The following is a 15,725-nucleotide window of genomic DNA, read 5'->3' on the forward strand; positions in this document are numbered from 1 at the left end:
GCGCCATGGATTTCAACCTGAATCTCATCCTCGGCCAGATGGTCCTTGGCCTCGTGAACGGGGCGTTCTACGCCATCCTGTCGCTGGGGCTGTCCATCATTTTCGGTCTGCTCGGGGTCATCAACTTTGCGCATGGCGTGTTCTTCATGCTGGGCGCCTTTGCCGCCTACATGCTGAGCGAGGTCTTCGGCATCGGCTACTGGCCCGCGCTCATCCTGGTGCCGCTGATGATCGGCGCGCTGGGCGTGGTGGTCGAAGTGACGCTGATCCGAAGCCTCTACAAGCTAGATCACCTCTATGGCCTGCTTCTGACCCTCGGGCTCGCCTTCGCGATCGAGGGGCTGATCCGCATCGTGTTCGGGCCGCAGGGCCTGCCCTACAGCATCCCTGATTCGCTGCGGGGCGCGATCAATCTCGGTTTCATGTTCCTGCCCTACTACCGGGCCTGGGTCGTTATCGCCGGGATCATCCTGTGCCTCAGCGTCTGGCTGGTGATCGAACGAACGCCGCTCGGGGCCAAGCTGCGCGCGGCGACCGACAATCCGCAGATGGTGCAGGCCTTCGGGATCAACGTGCCGGTGATGCTGACGCTCACCTATGCCGCTGGCGTCGCACTGGCCGGCATCGGCGGGGTCATGGCCGCGCCGATCATGTCGGTCGACCCGGCCATGGGCACCAATATCGTGATCGTGGTCTTCGCGGTCGTCGTGATCGGCGGCATGGGGTCGATCTTCGGTTCGATCCTGACCGGCCTCGCGCTGGGGCTGCTGGAAGGCTTTACAAAGGCGGTCTTCGCAGAGGCCTCATCGACCGTGATCTTCGTGGTCATGGTGATCGTTCTCATCGCGCGGCCGCGCGGCTTGTTCGGGAAAATGGCATGACATTGGCGGATATGAAACAGATGACACCTTCGCACCCGATGGCCGAAACCGCATTGCACCCTCTGGGCTTCTCGCGCGCGCGCTTCATTCTCTTCGTCGTCACGGCCCTTGCCGTGGTGATCGCGCCCTTCGTGCTCTACCCGATCTTCCTGATGAAGATCTATTGCTTCATCATCTTCGCGGTCGCCTACAACCTTCTGCTGGGCTACACCGGCCTCATGAGCTTTGGCCATGCCGCCTTCTGGGGCATGGGGGCCTATCTGACCGCCTATTCGGCGGCCAACTGGGGGTTCGGCTTCGAGGCCGCGCTGCTGACCGGCACCGTGACGGGCGCCGCGCTCGGGCTGATCTTCGGCCTGGTCGCGATCCGGCGCACCGGGCTCTACTTCGCGATGATCACGCTTGCGCTGGCGCAGATGGTCTATTTCATCTGCCTGCAATCTCCCTTCACCGGGGGCGAGGACGGCGTGCAGGGCGTGCCGCGTGGCAGCTTGCTGGGGCTTGTCGATCTGAACAACGACTGGAACCTCTACTGGCTGGTCGGCACGATCCTTCTGGGCACGATCATCCTGTCGAACCGGGTGGTGCATTCGCCCTTCGGCCAGGTCCTGCGGGCGATCCGCAATAACCCGGCACGGGCCAAGTCGCTGGGCTACAACGTGGACCGCTACAAGCTGTGCGCCTTTGTCATGTCGGCGGCGCTTGCGGGGTTCGCCGGGGGCCTCAAGGCGATCATTTTCCAGATCGCGACGCTCACCGACGTGTCGACCGTCGCCTCGACCGAGGCCGTGCTGATCACCCTGGTCGGCGGGATCGGCACGATCTTCGGGCCGGCGGTCGGATCGATCATCGTGCTGTCGCTGGAACATTACCTCGCGCCCTTCGGGCCCTGGGTGATGTTCACGCAAGGCGTGGTGTTCGTCTTCTTCGTGCTGGTGTTCCGCAAGGGCCTGCTGGGCGAATTCCAGTCGTATTTCAAGACCAGTCTCTGAAGCCAGGAAGGCGGCGTCGCCCGCACCGCGGGCGGGGCCGGAGAAAAGCGGGCACTGTCCCGCGTCACGTTATGGCCCCTGGAGGGCACGCGCCGAAAGCGCGGCATCCCCAGGCGAAGGGCCACACATATGGGAGGACCAGAATGAAACGTTCCACAAAGTTCGTCGCGGCCGCTGTCGCCGCGCTTGTCGCGGCAAGCGCCGCTCAGGCCGAGGTGACGATCGGCTACCTTGGCGCCTTGACGGGCGCACAGGCGGACATGACAGGCGAAGCCGCGCTGCATGCCACGCGCATGGCGATCGCGGACTTCGGCGGCGAAGTGAACGGCGAGCCGATCGAAGTGCTGGTGGCCGATCACGCGGGCAAGCCCGACCTCGGCCTTGCCACCGCGCGGGAATGGGTCGATGCCGAAGGCGTCAACCTGATCCTGAACGTCGACAACTCGGCCGTGGCCCTCGCGGTCAGCGATCTCATCAAGGACAAGAACGTCACGATGGCCATGGGCGCGTCCAGCTCGCGGCTCATCAACGAAAGCTGCGGTCCGCACCAGATCATGCTGCTGCTCGACAATGGCACCCTTGCGCGGGCCGTGACCCTGCCGCAGCTCGAGGCCGGCGCAAAGGACTGGTACTTCATCACCGTCGACTACGCGCTCGGCCACGACCTGGAAGCGCAGGCCACCAAGGCGATCGAGGCCAATGGCGGCACCGTCAAGGGGTCGGTCGTCCATTCGCCGCAGGCCACCGACTTCTCGTCGTTCCTGCTGCAGGCGCAGTCGAGCGGGGCGACCAACATCGCGCTGGCCACGTTCGGCGCATGGCAGAACGCCATCGCCAAGCAGGCACAGGAATTCGGTGTGCAGCAAAGCCTGTCACCGTTCTACCTGGCCGATACCGACATCAAGTCGGCCGGCCTCGACACCCTTCAGAACGTGACCGGGACGATCCAGTTCTACTGGGACGAAAACGACGCGACGCGGGCCTTCTCGGATCGCTTCCGCGAGGATTTCGGCCGTCCGCCGACGTTCACCAACGCGTACCACTATGAATTCACGACCCATTACCTGAAGGCGATCGAGGCCACGGGCGGCACCGATGCGGATGCCATTCAGGCGTGGATGCGCGACAACCCGATGGCGCTGATCAACGGCGACACCGCCACGATCCGCGAGGACGGAGCGGTCGTCCGCGATGTCCTGTCCTACCGGACCAAGACCCTGGCCGAAAGCACGGGCGACTGGGATTTCCTCGAGATCACCGGCAAGGTCGATGGCGAAAGCATTGCCCAGCCGCTTGCCGACAGCGCCTGCCCGCTGGTCGCGTCGAACTGATCGACCGCCAAGAACTGGAACGGGCGCGCGATCCGTCGCGCGCCCGTTCTGCATGGGCCGATGCCGTGCTGCGGGGTCAGTAGACCGCGCGCCCGCCCGACAGGTCGTAGACATGCCCGGTGCTGTAGCTGCAGGCCGGCGAGGACAGCCAGGCCACCAGCTCGGCGGCCTCTTCCGGCTGGCCCTTTCGCTTCATCGGGATCATCGCGACAGCGGCGTCCATCGCGCCCGGGGTGGCCGCCGCCGCCTCGTCCGCGAGGGGCGTTGCAAAGACGGTCGGGCAAATGGCGTTCACGAGAACCCCGGTTGTCGCAAGCTCGCGCCCGATGGACTTGGTCAGGCCGATGACCCCGGTCTTGGCCGCGACATAGGGCGCCATCTGGGGGCTTCCGTCCTTTGCCGCCTGGCTGGTCGTGTTGATCACCCGGCCCCAGCCCGCGTCGATCATCGACGGCAGGAACGCCTGGCAGGTGTGGAACACGCTGTCGAGATTCACGGCGAGCGCCTTGCGCCAGACGTCCGGCGTCAGTGTGGTAAAGGGGCCGAAGGCGACGTTGTGGCCGGCACAGTTGAACAGGATGTCCAGCCCGCCCCAACCCCCGAGCAGCGCCTCGGCCCCCGCCGACACCTGCGCGGGGTCCGACACGTCGACCGAGGCGATCGTCACCTCTCCAAGCGGGCCAAGGGCGTCACGCGCGGCGGCGAGCTTGGCCATGTCGCGGCCCCAAAGCGCGACACGCGCGCCGTTTTCCAGGTAGAGCCGCGCCGTGGCCAGTCCGATCCCGGACCCGCCCCCGGTCACCAGGGCGCGCCGACCCTCGAGGTCGTACCGCCCCACGATCAGCACCCCTTGAAGTCGGGTTTGCGACGGTCGGCAAAGGCGGTCAGCCCTTCCCAGACGTCGTCGGTGGCGGCGAGACGGGCCATCGCCTGCGCCTCGTGCTCGAGCTGGGTCTCGAACGGCTCGGTCCGGGCCGACAGGATCGTGCGCTTGATCTCGCCGTAAGCCCGTGTCGGCCCGGCAGCCAGCTTGCGGGCCGTCTTTTCGGCCTGCGCCATCAGCTCCTCTGCCGGGACGACGAAATCGACCAGGCCCGCGCCCTGCGCCTCTTCGGCGGTGAGCGTTTCGGACAGCATCAGGAACCGCTTGGCCCGGGCCAGCCCCATCCGGTTCGACAGCGACACGGTCGAGCCGGAATCGCCGCAATAGCCGATGCCGGTGAAGGCGGCGACAAAGTTCGTGCCGGCCGCGGCGAAGGCCACGTCGCTATGGGCGACAAGCGAGACCGAGCCGCCGACCGCGTCGCCGTGCACGGCCGTGATCACCGGCGCGTTCATGCGTTGAAAGCGGGCGAGCCCGGCATGCAGGCTGGCGGTCCAATCCAGCACCTTGGCCGGCAGGCCCGCGCGGTCCGCCAGAAAGGCCCGGATGTCACCCCCGACCGAAAAGAACCGTCCCTCGGCCGAGATGAACACGGCGCGCACCGACGGATCGACCGAGAGCGCGACCGAGAGGTCACAGAAATCCTTGCAGAAATCCCCGTCAATCGGGTTGCCACGCTTTGCTTCTGTCAGCGTGATCCGGGCCAGGCCCTCGTCTGTCGTGCAGGTCAGCGTCTTGTAATCCGTCCGCATCTTTCCCGTCTCCTCCGCATTTCGCAAGTATCGTACATTTTAGTATGGTATTCTAGCGTACTGTTAGTCTAGCCTGTCCGCGTGCGAAAGAACAAACGAAACACAGCGCGGAAAGGGCAGGGATGACCACGCCAGAAACCATCTCTTTCACCAACGAGCCGGACACCCCGCCGGCGGGATACGCGCAGATCCCCTATGGTGAGCCTGAAACATTCGCCGGCCCCTATTACGAACGCGAGGCGGACGGGCGGTTCCAGCTTGGCTTCCGGGTCAAGCGACGCCACATCAACCATGGCGGGTTCCTGCATGGTGGCTTCATCGCCACGTTCTGCGACCTGCAGGTGCGGCCGATCAAGCTGGCGCTGGGACTGTTCGAGTTCTCGCCGACCGTGAGCATCGCGGTGGATTACCTCGAAAGCGGCAAGCTGGGCGACTGGATCTGGATGGAGCCGGAGCTGGTCAAGCAGACCGGCAAGATGCTGTTCACGCAGGCCATCGTCATGGCCGAAGACCGGGCCATCGCGCGCACCAACGCGATCTACCGCATCATGCGCCATGATACCGGCGCGAAAGAGCCGACCCGGCCGACCTGAAGCCGGGCGGCCGGGGCCGCGGACCTACTTTCTGGTGAACCCCCGGCTTGCCGCCCTTTCGGCAAGCGAGCCCGTCCCGCGGATCAGGATCTGGGTACGGTTCTCAAGCTCGAGCGCGGCGGCAAGGCTGCCGGCCTCGAGGTTGGCCCACATGCCCCGCTTGGTCAGCCAGGTGTTGAGTGATCCGTTCTGTGCGATCTGACCGGCCATCGCCTGCGCCTCGTCCATCAGGGCATCGGGTGCGGTGATCCGCTGGATCAGCCCGATGCGCTCTGCCTCGGCGGCCTCCACCATCCGGCCGGTCAGCATCATCTCGGCCGCGCGGGTCGTCCCGATGGCACGGGGCAGCAGGTAGCTGACCCCGATATCGCAGGAGGACATGCCGACCTTGATGAAGGCGGCGTTGAATCGGGCCTTGTCCGATCCGATTCGCGTGTCGCACCCGAGGGCAAGCCCAAGCCCGGCGCCGGCCGCGGCGCCATTGACCGCCGCGATCGTGGGTTGGGGGATGTCGCGCAGGCGCGTGACGATGGCGGCATAGCGTTCCTGACGCGCCATCCATGCATCGGTTTCCGGGCGGTCGTCGCCCGCCACGCCATCGGCCAGGGACAGGTCGAACCCGGCGCAGAATCCGCGCCCGGCCCCGGTGACGATCAGCACGCGGGCGCGGCTGGTTGCGACCCTGTCCAGCGCCGCGAAGAAGGCGCGCACCATGTCGTCGGTGAGGGCGTTCAGCTTGTCGGGTCGGTTCAGCGTCAGGACCGCGACGTCGCCGTCCAGCCCGTCCAGGAGCATGCTCTCGTCGCTCACCGCCCCTTGCGCTCCTTCGCCTGCGAGGCCGTCAGCGCCTCGCGCGCCTTCGCCCAGTCCTCGTCCGTCATCTTGCTCATTTCGGCAAAGGTCGAATGTGCCGTCAAGCGGTGGCCGCCGTCGATCGGGATCGTTGCCCCGTTCACATACTGGCATTCGTCCATCATCAGGAAGATCATCAGGTTGCGCAGCTCGTCCATTTCGCCAAAGCGGCGCAGCGGCACCATGTCAGGCTGGGTCGCGCCGAAGGACGAGCCCGGAATGGGGTTCAGTTTCTCCCACGCGTTCTCGGTGGGGAAGGGGCCCGGCGCCACGGCGTTGAGGCGGATGCCCTTGTTGCCCCATTCCGCCGCAAGGCTCATCGTCATCGCGTGAATCGCCGTCTTGGCCATTGCGCAGGGCACGACATAGGCCGATCCCGACCAGACCCAGGTGACGAGGTTCGACAGCACCGTGCCCGGCAGGCCGCCCTTGATCCAGCGCGTTCCGCAGGAATGGGTGGCGTAGAACGACCCGTCCATCACCGTCGCCCGCACGGCATCGTAGGCCCGGTGCGAGATCGATTCGGTCGGCGCGATGAAGTTCGCCCCCGCGTTGTTGAGCAATCCGGTCAGCGGGCCGCCCTGCCAGAGGTCCTCGACCATCGCATCGACGGCCTCCGCGTCGCGGATGTTCACCGTGCGATACTCGGCCGTCCCGCCCGAGCGGTCCTCGATCTCGGCCACGGCGTCCTTCAGCACGTCCTCGCGCCGTCCGCAGATCGCGACATGGGCGCCGTGCGCGGCAAAGCCAACCGACATCTCCTTGCCAAGACCTGTACCGCCTCCGGTCACGAGGATGCGTTTCCCGGCCAGCAGGTCCTTGCGATATGGGCTCATGTCATGTCCTCCCGTTGACTCCGACGCAGCGCGGCAGATGATATGTGTACCGTAAAGTACGTCAGAGTATTAAAGTGTCGCGTCACGTGTTGCAATGGTTCGCTACCATACTATAAATGACCTGACCATTGAAAACGCGGAGAGGGAGCGCGGGATATGACGGAGTTTCCGGACCTGAAGGAATTTCGGCTCGAGAGGACGGAGGACGGGATCGTCCACATGATCTTCGATGCGCCGGGCCGCTCGATGAACGTCTTCTCGAACCGCGCGATCCACGAGGCAGAGGCCTTTGCCGACTGGCTCAAGTCGGCCGATGTGAAGGGCGTGGTGATCTATTCCGGCAAGGACACGGCGTTCTGCGCCGGGGCGGATCTGAGCGAGCTGTCCTCGGCCTATGAAATGATCATGTCGACCCCCGAAGCCGAACGCGATGCCGTCACGGTCAAGGAATATTCGCCCATCGGCCGCGCCTTCCGCAAGCTCGAGACGGCGGGCAAGCCGGTCGCGGTTGCGGTGAACGGGCTGGCGCTTGGCGGCGGGTGCGAGCTGGCGCTGGCCTGTCATTACCGCGTGCTGACGGATGCCAAGGGCGTCGCGCTGGGCCTGCCGGAATCGCTGGTCGGGCTGTTGCCCGGCGGCGGCGGCACGCAGCGGATGCCCCGCGTTGTCGGGATCGGGCCAAGCCTGCCGATCCTGCTGGAAGCCGGTCGGTTCACGGCGCAGGAGTCGCTCGATCTTGGCCTTGCGCATGAGGTCGTGGCATCCGGACAGGAGGTCGCCGCGGCGGAAGCCTGGATCCGGTCCAACCCGGACCCGCGCCAACCGTGGGATCGGGCAGATTGGCGGAACCCGACAGCGGACGAGGTCAAGGCAGAGGTCGACCCGACCCGGTCCGAGATCCTGCGCAAGCAAGGCGGACACTACCCGGCAGAACCCGCGATCCTCGACTGTCTGTACAGGGGGCTGGTCGTGGACATGGACGAGGCGGTGGCCGTCGAGATCGACATCTTCAAGGATCTCGTCCAGCGGATCGAACCGCGCAACATGATTGCCGCGCAGTTCCTCGGCCGGGTCGAATTCGACCGGCGCAAGCGGAAGGACGCGCTGCCGGACTACCTCGACGGTTTCACCTCGGCCATGGCCGAGGCGACCCGTGCCGCGATTGCCAAGCGCGGCGCGGTGGGGCAGGCGGCCGCCAAATTCGCCGGGATCACGATCGACGGCCCGGTGACCTGGGACGAGGCGCAGGCCGCCGAGACCGCCGCGCGTCTGCCGCAATGGTTCCTTGCCCCCCGCGACGAGACCGAGACGACCGCGCTGGCCATCCTGTCCGACGTGGCGCTTGCCGCCGAAACGTGGACGGACCGGGTGCCCGACGCCGACCGCAACATGGTCGATTGCGCCACGACGCGGGCGGCAGGTTTTCCCGGCTATCTGGGCGGTCCCTTCCTGTTCCTCGCGCAATTCGGGGCAGAGGGGTGCCGGCAAGCTTCGGCGGCCTAACCTGTCGGCAGAGCGCGCAGGGCGCGGCGCAGCAGCTTGCCGGTCTCGGTGACCGGCAGGCTTTCGACAATCACGATCTCGCGCGGATGCTTGACCCGTCCCAGGGTCCGGTCGAGATGCGACCGGACCAGATCGGCCAGATCGTCCGGCGCCCCGGCGGCGGGCACCACGAAGGCCACCGGCCGTTCCTCGAACTCGGGGTCCGGCATGCCGACGACCCCGCAGGCGGCGACATGCGGCGCCGATTCGATGGCGGCCTCGATCTCTTGCGGGTAGAGGTTCACGCCGCCCGAGATGATCATGTCGTCGGCCCGGTCCGACAGGTAGAGATAGCCATCGGACTCCACATGGCCGATGTCGCCGAAGGTCTGGTATCCCTGCCGGCTGGTCTTGCCCGCTGTCTTCTCGGGATCGCCCAGGTAGGCAAACGGCGGGATGCCCGAGAAAAAGATGCGCCCCGTCTCGCCGGGCGGCAATTCGGCGTCGTCCGGTCCAAGGATGTGCAGCCGGCCCTTGATCGCGGGTCCGACCGAGCCGGGATGCGCCAACCAGCCCGGGCCGTCGATCATCGTCAGGCCCACCCCCTCGCTGCCCGAGTAGTATTCGGTCAGGATCGGCCCCCACCACGCCATCATCGCCCGTTTGAGCGCCGGGGTGCAGGGCGCAGCCCCGTGCAGCGCCTGCACATGGGTCTTGCCCGAAAAGGCCGCGCGCAGGTCTTCGGGAAGCGCCAGCAGCCTGCGGAACATGGTCGGCACCCACTGGCTTGTCGTCAGCCCATGCGCATCGATCAGCTCGAGGGCGCGCGCGGCGTCGAATTTCGGCATGACGACCGCGGTGCCCCCGGCGGCCGTCACGGCGAGAACAAAGCGCAGCGCGGCCGCATGGTAAAGCGGCTGGGTCGACAGGTAGCGCGTGCGGTCCGACAGGCCGAACAGCTGGACAAGGTCACGGGCGAAGCCCGGCAGCAGGTGGGCCTGATCGGGGCTGGGCAGGGGGCGCAGGATCCCCTTGGGCGCGCCCGTCGTGCCCGAGGAATACATCATCAACGCGCCGGGGCTTTCATCCGTCACCGGGTCGGCCGGATGGTCCCTGACATCGAGCGGCAGGACGGGCACCCCCACCTCGGCCAGCTGCGCCGAGAAATCCGGCGCCGCGAACACCAGCCGCGCCGTGGAGTTCGCGACGATATAGGCCGTCTCGCGCGGGCTGAGCCGCGTGGGCACGGGCGTAAGGTAGACACCCGTGCGATGCGCGGCCCAACACAGCGCCACGATCTCGGGCGCATTGCCGACAAGCGCGGCGACATGGTCCCCGCGCGCCAGCCCATTGGCGCGAAAGGCCTGGGCAAAGCGGTTGCTGCGCGCCTCGAGTTCGGCATAGGTCCAGACCGCTCCGCCATCGAGAACGAGGGCCGCGCGCGCCGGGTCGCGGTCCGCCCAGTCGCGCAGGCCGGGTCTCATGCGTCGGTGCCAAGCACGGCGGCAAGCGAAACGGGCCCTTCGGGATCGTCGCCTGCCTCCATGAACACGGCGCTCGCCTGCAGCACCGCGCGGTCTCCAACCGTGCCGGTGAACTGCGCGAAATGCAGGGTGCGGCCGTGCTTGTTGGCCCGCGTGCGCACCTCGACCCAGTCGCCCCGGTCGACCGGGCGCAGAAATTCGATGGTCAGCGACACGGTCACGAGGCTGTGGTCCACGACTCCCCCCGACACCCGTACGGCATAGGCGGCCTGGTCCGCGAGCGAGGCCATCATGCCGCCGTGGCAGACCCCTCGCCCGTTGACGTGTCGTTCGGCACAGCGAAAGGCAAGGATCATGTGCCCGTCCTCCATCTTGCCGAAGAACGGCCCGATGAGCAGGTCGTAGCCGCCGCGATCCCCGATCCGGTGGAAGCCTTCGGGCGGGGCGGGGTCCGTTTCGCGGACGAGCATGTCCATGATGCGGTCGGTGTCGGTCATCAGAGGTTCCGCGAAATGAGTTCTTTCATGATCTCCGACGTGCCGCCGTAGATCCGTTGCACGCGGGCATCGGCGTAAAGCCGGCAGATCTCGTATTCCCGCATGAAGCCGTAGCCGCCGTGCAGCTGAACGCAGGCGTCGACGACGCGGCCCTGCAACTCGGTGGCCCAGAGTTTCGCCTTGGAGGCGTCGTAGGTCGTCAACGCGCCCCGCAGGTGACGCGAGATGCACTGATCGATGAACGCCCAGCCGACCGACAGCTCGGTCGCCATGTCGGCCAGCTTGTGCCGCGTGACCTGGAACGTGCCGATGGGTTTGCCGAAGGCCTCGCGCTCACGTACGTAGGCCAGCGTGATGTCGAATGCCTTCTGCGCAGCGGCGATCGAGGTCACGCCGATGACAAGCCGTTCCTGTGGCAGTTCCGTCATCAGGATGCCCATCGCCTGACCGACTGGACCCAGCGTGTTGGCGACCGGAACGCGCACATCGGTGAACGAAATCTCGGACGTGTCCGCCGATATCTGGCCAAGCTTGTCGAGGTTGCGCCCCCGCGCATAGCCGGGTCGGTCCGTTTCGACCACGATCAGGCTCATGTTGCCCGACCCGCGCCCCTCTGAGGTCCGCGTCACCACGATGACAAGGTCGGCATGCTGCCCGTTCGAGATGAAGGTCTTGGCACCATTGATGATCCAGTCGTCGCCGTCCCGCCGGGCCGATGTGCGGATGCCCTGCAGATCCGACCCGGTTCCGGGTTCGGTCATCGCGATGGCACAGACCAGGCTTCCGTCGACCATGCCGGGCAGCCAGCGGGCCTTTTGTTCGTCATTGGCCTGGGACAGCAGGTAGCCAAGGCAGACATCGGAATGGACCGAGACATCCGCCGCAGGGCCCATGAACCCGGAATAAGCCAGCTCTTCGGCCACGACCGTGTGCATCCGGAAATCGGCGTCGAGGCCGCCGAAGCTTTCGGGAACCGAGGGGCACAGCAGGCCGGTCTGGCCCAGCTTGCCCCACAGCGCCCGATCCACGATGCCGTTGCGTTCCCAAGTGTCGAAATGCGGGGCGATTTCCCGCTGGCAGAAGCGCCGGACGACGTCGCGCAACTGATCATGCGTGTCGTCGTAGATCTCGCGGTTGGTCAGCACCTGATTCTCCCATATCCAACGGCGGCATTAATCGTTCGCCAATTTATGGTATGGTAGATTACCTTTTCGGGTGGCGCAACGCTATGCGTCCAGCTGGGATGATTTGAGGTCGTCGGGGTTCGAAAGGCCGACGAGGTTCTGCTTCATTTGAAACAGGGTCTTTGACGTGATCTCTAGGTCTTCGCGCGAAATCCCCTCGAGGATCTCCTGGTTGAAATTCGCCGTCACCGGCGCGATGTCGTCTATCAGCTTGCGGGCCTTGGAGGTCAGGAAAACGCGCTTGACCCGCCGGTCCTTCTCGTCGGCGACGCGCTCGACGAACCCGGCGCCCTGCAGCCGGTCGATGAGCGAACCAAGCGCCACCTTGCCGACGTCCAGATCGTTTGCCAGCTTGGTCTGCGGCAGGCCGTCATTGCGCGAAATGAACGCGAGGACCCACCATTGCGAGCGGGTGATGCCCAGTGGAGCGAGTTCTCGGTCGAAGTTCACACGCCTCAGGCGGGAAACATCATGTATAAGATAACCTAGCCGAAGCTCCCAAGATCTTGTGTCGTTTTCCATATGTGACCGTCCAGTTAGTAAGATTTCGACCTTATTAGCTAACATATATTGCGCAGTCTACAAGTAACCAAGCGGATAATAACCCAGACGGTGACACTTCGGCTTTACGTCATTGATACGGTAGCATACTATCTTGGGGAAAGCCGAACATGGCGAGGGAGGAAATAGTGCGGAAATCCAAGAAAGTCATCGTGAGCTGCGCCATCACCGGGTCGATCCATACGCCCACGATGTCGCCCTACCTGCCGATCACGCCCGACCAGATCGCGTCCGAGGCGATCGCGGCGGCCGAGGCGGGCGCAGCCATCCTGCACCTGCATGCGCGCCACCCCGAGACCGGGCAGCCCAGCCAATCGCCCGAGCATTACGCCCAGTTCCTGCCGCGCATCAAGCAAAGCTGCGACGCGGTCGTGAACATCACCACCGGGGGCGGCCTTGGCATGTCGCTCGACGACCGCCTGGCCGCCGCGGTCTGGGCCAAGCCCGAAGTCGCCTCGATGAACATGGGCTCGCTCAACTTCAACATCTCCGGTGCGGCCGGGCGGATCACAGAGTTCGAGAATGACTGGGAAAAGCCCTATCTCGAAATGACCAAGGACTTCATCCTGTCCAATACCTTCGCCCAGATCGAACGGGGCGTGTCCGAGCTGTCGGCCAATGGCACGCGGTTCGAATTCGAATGCTACGATATCGGCCATCTCTACAACGTGGCCCATTTCGCCGAGCGCGGTCTGATCAAGCCGCCGTTCTTCATCCAGGGCGTGTTCGGCATCCTGGGCGGCATCGCGGCCGAGACTGAACATCTGGCCCACATGCGCCGCACGGCCGACAGCCTGTTCGGCGAGGATTACTACCTGTCCTGCCTCGGGGCCGGGCGGCACCAGATGCCGTTTGCCGTGTCGAACGCGCTGGCCGGGGGGCATGTGCGCGTCGGACTCGAGGATTCGATCTACATTTCCAAGGGCGAGCTGGCCAAGTCCAACGCTGACCAGGTGGCCAAGATCGTGCGCATCCTGGGCGAGCTGTCCATCGAGATCGCGACGCCGGACGAAGCGCGCGAGATGCTCGATCTCAAGGGGCCGGGGGCGGTCGGGTTCTGAGCGTAGGCCCTAACGTAAACCGGTCCGCACCTGGTCCGGCCTGAACGCCCGCCCGTCATCGGGCGGGCGATGTTCTTGGTGCCTCCGACGCAAGGGCTCAGACCATTGGGGTGGCGGGGGGCACAACGGGCGCGTGCCGGCTTTCGCGGTAGATCGTGTAAAGACCCGAGGCCACGACGACGGCCGATCCGATCCATGTGAACAGGTCGGGCAGATCGCCGAACACCAGGAATCCCCAGAACGTCGAAAAGAGGATCAGCGAATAGTGCATCGGAGCGACAACCACCGCATGCGCGATTTCGAGGGCGCGGATGATCAGAAGCTCTCCGATCGCGGCGCAGGCGGCCATCAGCGCGAAGCAGAAGATGTACAGCGGGTCCGTCGGCGTCTTCCAGACCAGGACCATGGGCACCAGCAACAGCGCACAGGCCGTCAGGGCGGTATAGGCCACGGTGGTCACGGTCGCCTCGCCGTTGCCGAGCGAGCGTGACACGATCTGGCGTACGGCGAAACAGGTCGCGGCCAGCACGACAAAGGCGATGGCCGGGTGCAACACGCCGGCGCCCGGGCGGATGATGATCAACACGCCCAGGAATCCCACCGTGATCGCGGCCCATCGGCGGGGTCCGACCTTTTCGCGCAGCAGCACTGCGCCGAGGAATGTCACGATGAACGGCGCGATGAAGCTGACCGCCACGGCTTCGGCAAGCGGGACGTGCTGGACCGCGACCACGAAGCTGAGGGACGAGACCACGGCAATCGCGCCGCGAAACAGCTGCAGGCCCGGCTTGCGCGTGCGCAGGATGCCGGGGCCTTTCATGGCGAGCATCAAGAGGACCGCGGCCATCAGCCCGAAGAACCGCGCCCAGGTGATCTGGAACGCGTGGAATTCGGCGGTCAGAACCTTGGCCAGCATGTCAGCGCAGGAAAACGCGAGAAAGCCGCATGTCATCAGGACAAGCCCGCGTCGGTTGCGCGCAGCCATGTCGGTCAAAGGGGCGTCCACATTCGTCATGACAGCTCCGTTACGCGGTGTCCCCGGCCCTGTCCACACGTGAAAAATGGCGGCGCCAAGGCGCCGCCAGGTCAGGGAGGTATCAGGTGCGCGCTTCGGCTTGCTTGGCCATTTCGCGTGCGATGATCAGTTTCATGATCTCGATCGAGCCGCCGGCGATCTTGGTGATCCGGGCATCGGCATAGGCGCGCGCGATGGGATATTCCCACATGTACCCCCAACCGCCGAACAGCTGCAGGCATTCGTCGACCACCTTGCAGTGCAATTGCGTGGATAGCATCTTGAGCTTGGCCGCGTCCACGCTGTCCAGCTTGCCGTCCATGAACAGCGTGATGCACTTGTCGGTGAAGACCCGCATCGAGGTCGCCTCGGCCTCCAGCTGGGCCAGGACGAACTGGGTGTTCTGCTGGTCAAAGATCGACTTGCCAAAGGCCTTGCGGTCGCGCGTGTAATCCACGGTCATCTGGATGACCGATTCCGCCACGGTCGTCGACCGCACCGCCTGCGCCAGCCGTTCCTGGCTGAGCTTGGTCATCATCAGGCTGAAGCCCTGGCCCTCTTCGCCCAGCATGTTCTCGGGCGGCAGGCGCATGTTGTCGAAGAACAGCTCGGACGTGTCCTGCGCATGCATCCCCAGCTTCTCGAGGTTCTTGCCGCGCTTGAACCCCTCGCGGTCGCCCTCGACCAGGAACAGTGTCACGCCCTTGGCGCCCGCATCGCCGTCGGTCTTGGTGGCCAGCACCAGCACGTCGCAGCTTTGCCCGTTCGAGATGAACACCTTCTGGCCGTTCACGACGAACTCGTTGCCTTCGCGCACGGCCTTGGTCCGGATCGCCTTGAGATCCGATCCGGCATGCGGTTCCGTCATGCCCAGAGAGCCGATCCATTCGCCGGAAACCATCTTGGGCAGGAACTTCTTTTTCTGGTCCTCGGTGCCGAAGCTGTTGATGTAGGTCGCCACCAGGTCGGTGTGGATCAGAAAGCCGGGCCCCGACGCGCCAGCCTTCCACAGTTCCTCGAAGACCACCACGTCGAACAGGTAATCCAGCCCCAGCCCGCCGTATTCCTCGGGCACGGTGCAGCACAAAAGACCCTGCGCGCCGGCCTTGAGCCACAGCTCGCGCGGGACCACGCCATCCTTTTCCCACTGGGCATGGTAGGGGATGATCTCCTTTTCCACGAATTTCCGTACGGATTCGCGGAAGATCTCGTGCTCTTCCCGGAACAGGTCGCGTTTGATCATCTCGGCTCTTTCATTTCGTACACTAGGTTACTTTATCAGTGACCCATGTCGTAAGCAACCATACGGTTTGTATGTGTA

At 65.2% G+C, this 15,725-nt stretch carries 16 protein-coding genes; 6 read left to right on the top strand and 10 right to left on the bottom strand.

The features are described from left to right. Positions 1–5 precede the first annotated feature (5 nt). The 3 genes from MF270_RS15955 to MF270_RS15965 all read left to right on the top strand — a co-directional run bounded on the left by MF270_RS15955 (position 6) and on the right by MF270_RS15965 (position 3,204). Positions 6–881: a branched-chain amino acid ABC transporter permease gene (locus MF270_RS15955; RefSeq protein ID WP_238366902.1), complete on the top strand. Its 876-nt coding sequence runs from the start codon at positions 6–8 to the stop codon at positions 879–881. A gap of 20 nt (positions 882–901) precedes the next feature. Then, the gene (locus MF270_RS15960) at positions 902–1,873 is read left to right on the top strand and encodes a branched-chain amino acid ABC transporter permease (protein ID WP_238366903.1); all 972 of its coding nucleotides are present in this window, start codon (positions 902–904) and stop codon (positions 1,871–1,873) included. A 143-nt stretch (positions 1,874–2,016) separates the two neighbouring features. Continuing rightward, positions 2,017–3,204 carry an ABC transporter substrate-binding protein gene (locus tag MF270_RS15965; protein ID WP_238366904.1) on the top strand — a complete coding sequence of 396 codons (1,188 nt, stop codon included), beginning with the start codon at positions 2,017–2,019 and terminating at the stop codon, positions 3,202–3,204. A gap of 76 nt (positions 3,205–3,280) precedes the next feature. Here the strand turns inward: MF270_RS15965 and MF270_RS15970 are convergent, their stop codons facing one another. Both MF270_RS15970 and MF270_RS15975 read right to left on the bottom strand, forming a co-directional pair. After that, the gene (locus tag MF270_RS15970) at positions 3,281–4,051 is read right to left on the bottom strand and encodes an SDR family NAD(P)-dependent oxidoreductase (protein WP_238366905.1); all 771 of its coding nucleotides are present in this window, start codon (positions 4,049–4,051) and stop codon (positions 3,281–3,283) included. Then, positions 4,045–4,839 carry an enoyl-CoA hydratase/isomerase family protein gene (locus MF270_RS15975; RefSeq protein WP_238366906.1) on the bottom strand — a complete coding sequence of 265 codons (795 nt, stop codon included), beginning with the start codon at positions 4,837–4,839 and terminating at the stop codon, positions 4,045–4,047. The genes MF270_RS15970 and MF270_RS15975 overlap by 7 nt, the downstream gene beginning before the upstream one ends. A 122-nt stretch (positions 4,840–4,961) precedes the next feature. Between MF270_RS15975 and MF270_RS15980 the strand changes: the two genes are divergently transcribed. Beyond that, a complete protein-coding gene (locus MF270_RS15980; protein WP_238366907.1) occupies positions 4,962–5,432 on the top strand; it encodes a PaaI family thioesterase in 471 nt (156 codons plus the stop codon). 24 nt (positions 5,433–5,456) lie between these two features. Here the strand turns inward: MF270_RS15980 and MF270_RS15985 are convergent, their stop codons facing one another. Continuing rightward, positions 5,457–6,242: an enoyl-CoA hydratase/isomerase family protein gene (locus MF270_RS15985; RefSeq protein WP_238366908.1), complete on the bottom strand. Its 786-nt coding sequence runs from the start codon at positions 6,240–6,242 to the stop codon at positions 5,457–5,459. Further along, positions 6,239–7,120 carry an SDR family oxidoreductase gene (locus MF270_RS15990; protein ID WP_238366909.1) on the bottom strand — a complete coding sequence of 294 codons (882 nt, stop codon included), beginning with the start codon at positions 7,118–7,120 and terminating at the stop codon, positions 6,239–6,241. Before MF270_RS15990 ends, MF270_RS15985 begins: the two co-directional genes overlap by 4 nt. A gap of 156 nt (positions 7,121–7,276) precedes the next feature. On the opposite strand from MF270_RS15990, the gene MF270_RS15995 reads away from it, so the two are divergent. Further along, positions 7,277–8,623 (top strand): enoyl-CoA hydratase-related protein, encoded by a 1,347-nt coding sequence (locus MF270_RS15995; protein WP_238366910.1) that lies wholly within the window; start codon positions 7,277–7,279, stop codon positions 8,621–8,623. On the opposite strand, the gene MF270_RS16000 is transcribed toward MF270_RS15995, so the two are convergent. The 4 genes from MF270_RS16000 to MF270_RS16015 form a co-directional block, all read right to left on the bottom strand. After that, on the bottom strand, positions 8,620–10,086 hold the full coding sequence (locus tag MF270_RS16000; RefSeq protein WP_238366911.1) for an AMP-binding protein: 1,467 nt from the start codon (positions 10,084–10,086) through the stop codon (positions 8,620–8,622). The two genes, MF270_RS15995 and MF270_RS16000, sit on opposite strands and share 4 nt — an antisense overlap. Beyond that, complete coding sequence (locus MF270_RS16005) at positions 10,083–10,583, bottom strand: PaaI family thioesterase (RefSeq protein ID WP_238366912.1); 501 nt, start codon at positions 10,581–10,583, stop codon at positions 10,083–10,085. The genes MF270_RS16000 and MF270_RS16005 overlap by 4 nt, the downstream gene beginning before the upstream one ends. Continuing rightward, entirely contained in the window at positions 10,583–11,728 is a 1,146-nt protein-coding gene (locus tag MF270_RS16010; RefSeq protein ID WP_238366913.1) for an acyl-CoA dehydrogenase family protein, read from the bottom strand. Before MF270_RS16010 ends, MF270_RS16005 begins: the two co-directional genes overlap by 1 nt. Before the next feature lie 81 nt (positions 11,729–11,809). After that, positions 11,810–12,289, bottom strand: coding sequence for a MarR family winged helix-turn-helix transcriptional regulator (locus tag MF270_RS16015; RefSeq protein WP_238366914.1), 480 nt, complete (start codon positions 12,287–12,289; stop codon positions 11,810–11,812). Between the two features lie 149 nt (positions 12,290–12,438). On the opposite strand from MF270_RS16015, the gene kce reads away from it, so the two are divergent. Next, a complete protein-coding gene (kce, locus tag MF270_RS16020; protein WP_238366915.1) occupies positions 12,439–13,389 on the top strand; it encodes a 3,5-dioxohexanoate:acetyl-CoA acetone transferase in 951 nt (316 codons plus the stop codon). A 97-nt stretch (positions 13,390–13,486) separates the two neighbouring features. On the opposite strand, the gene MF270_RS16025 is transcribed toward kce, so the two are convergent. Together MF270_RS16025 and MF270_RS16030 are read right to left on the bottom strand one after the other, a co-directional pair. Then, a complete protein-coding gene (locus MF270_RS16025) occupies positions 13,487–14,404 on the bottom strand; it encodes a DMT family transporter (protein ID WP_272490773.1) in 918 nt (305 codons plus the stop codon). 82 nt (positions 14,405–14,486) lie between these two features. Continuing rightward, a complete protein-coding gene (locus MF270_RS16030; protein ID WP_238366917.1) occupies positions 14,487–15,647 on the bottom strand; it encodes an acyl-CoA dehydrogenase family protein in 1,161 nt (386 codons plus the stop codon). Positions 15,648–15,725 lie beyond the last annotated feature (78 nt).

The sequence above is a fragment of the Mesobacterium pallidum genome (genome assembly GCF_019966535.1).
Lineage (GTDB): Bacteria > Pseudomonadota > Alphaproteobacteria > Rhodobacterales > Rhodobacteraceae > Mesobacterium > Mesobacterium pallidum.

Excerpts from the sequence above, each read along its gene's own strand:
- MF270_RS15960 (WP_238366903.1), top strand. The coding sequence starts at position 902 with ATGACACCTTCGCACCCGATGGCCGAAACCGCATTGCACCCTCTGGGC.
- MF270_RS15975 (WP_238366906.1), bottom strand. The coding sequence starts at position 4,839 with ATGCGGACGGATTACAAGACGCTGACCTGCACGACAGACGAGGGCCTG.
- MF270_RS16015 (WP_238366914.1), bottom strand. The coding sequence starts at position 12,289 with ATGGAAAACGACACAAGATCTTGGGAGCTTCGGCTAGGTTATCTTATA.
- MF270_RS15980 (WP_238366907.1), top strand. The coding sequence starts at position 4,962 with ATGACCACGCCAGAAACCATCTCTTTCACCAACGAGCCGGACACCCCG.
- MF270_RS16005 (WP_238366912.1), bottom strand. The coding sequence starts at position 10,583 with ATGACCGACACCGACCGCATCATGGACATGCTCGTCCGCGAAACGGAC.
- MF270_RS15990 (WP_238366909.1), bottom strand. The coding sequence starts at position 7,120 with ATGAGCCCATATCGCAAGGACCTGCTGGCCGGGAAACGCATCCTCGTG.
- MF270_RS15995 (WP_238366910.1), top strand. The coding sequence starts at position 7,277 with ATGACGGAGTTTCCGGACCTGAAGGAATTTCGGCTCGAGAGGACGGAG.
- MF270_RS15965 (WP_238366904.1), top strand. The coding sequence starts at position 2,017 with ATGAAACGTTCCACAAAGTTCGTCGCGGCCGCTGTCGCCGCGCTTGTC.
- MF270_RS16000 (WP_238366911.1), bottom strand. The coding sequence starts at position 10,086 with ATGAGACCCGGCCTGCGCGACTGGGCGGACCGCGACCCGGCGCGCGCG.
- MF270_RS15955 (WP_238366902.1), top strand. The coding sequence starts at position 6 with ATGGATTTCAACCTGAATCTCATCCTCGGCCAGATGGTCCTTGGCCTC.
- MF270_RS16030 (WP_238366917.1), bottom strand. The coding sequence starts at position 15,647 with ATGATCAAACGCGACCTGTTCCGGGAAGAGCACGAGATCTTCCGCGAA.
- MF270_RS16025 (WP_272490773.1), bottom strand. The coding sequence starts at position 14,404 with ATGACGAATGTGGACGCCCCTTTGACCGACATGGCTGCGCGCAACCGA.
- kce (WP_238366915.1), top strand. The coding sequence starts at position 12,439 with ATGGCGAGGGAGGAAATAGTGCGGAAATCCAAGAAAGTCATCGTGAGC.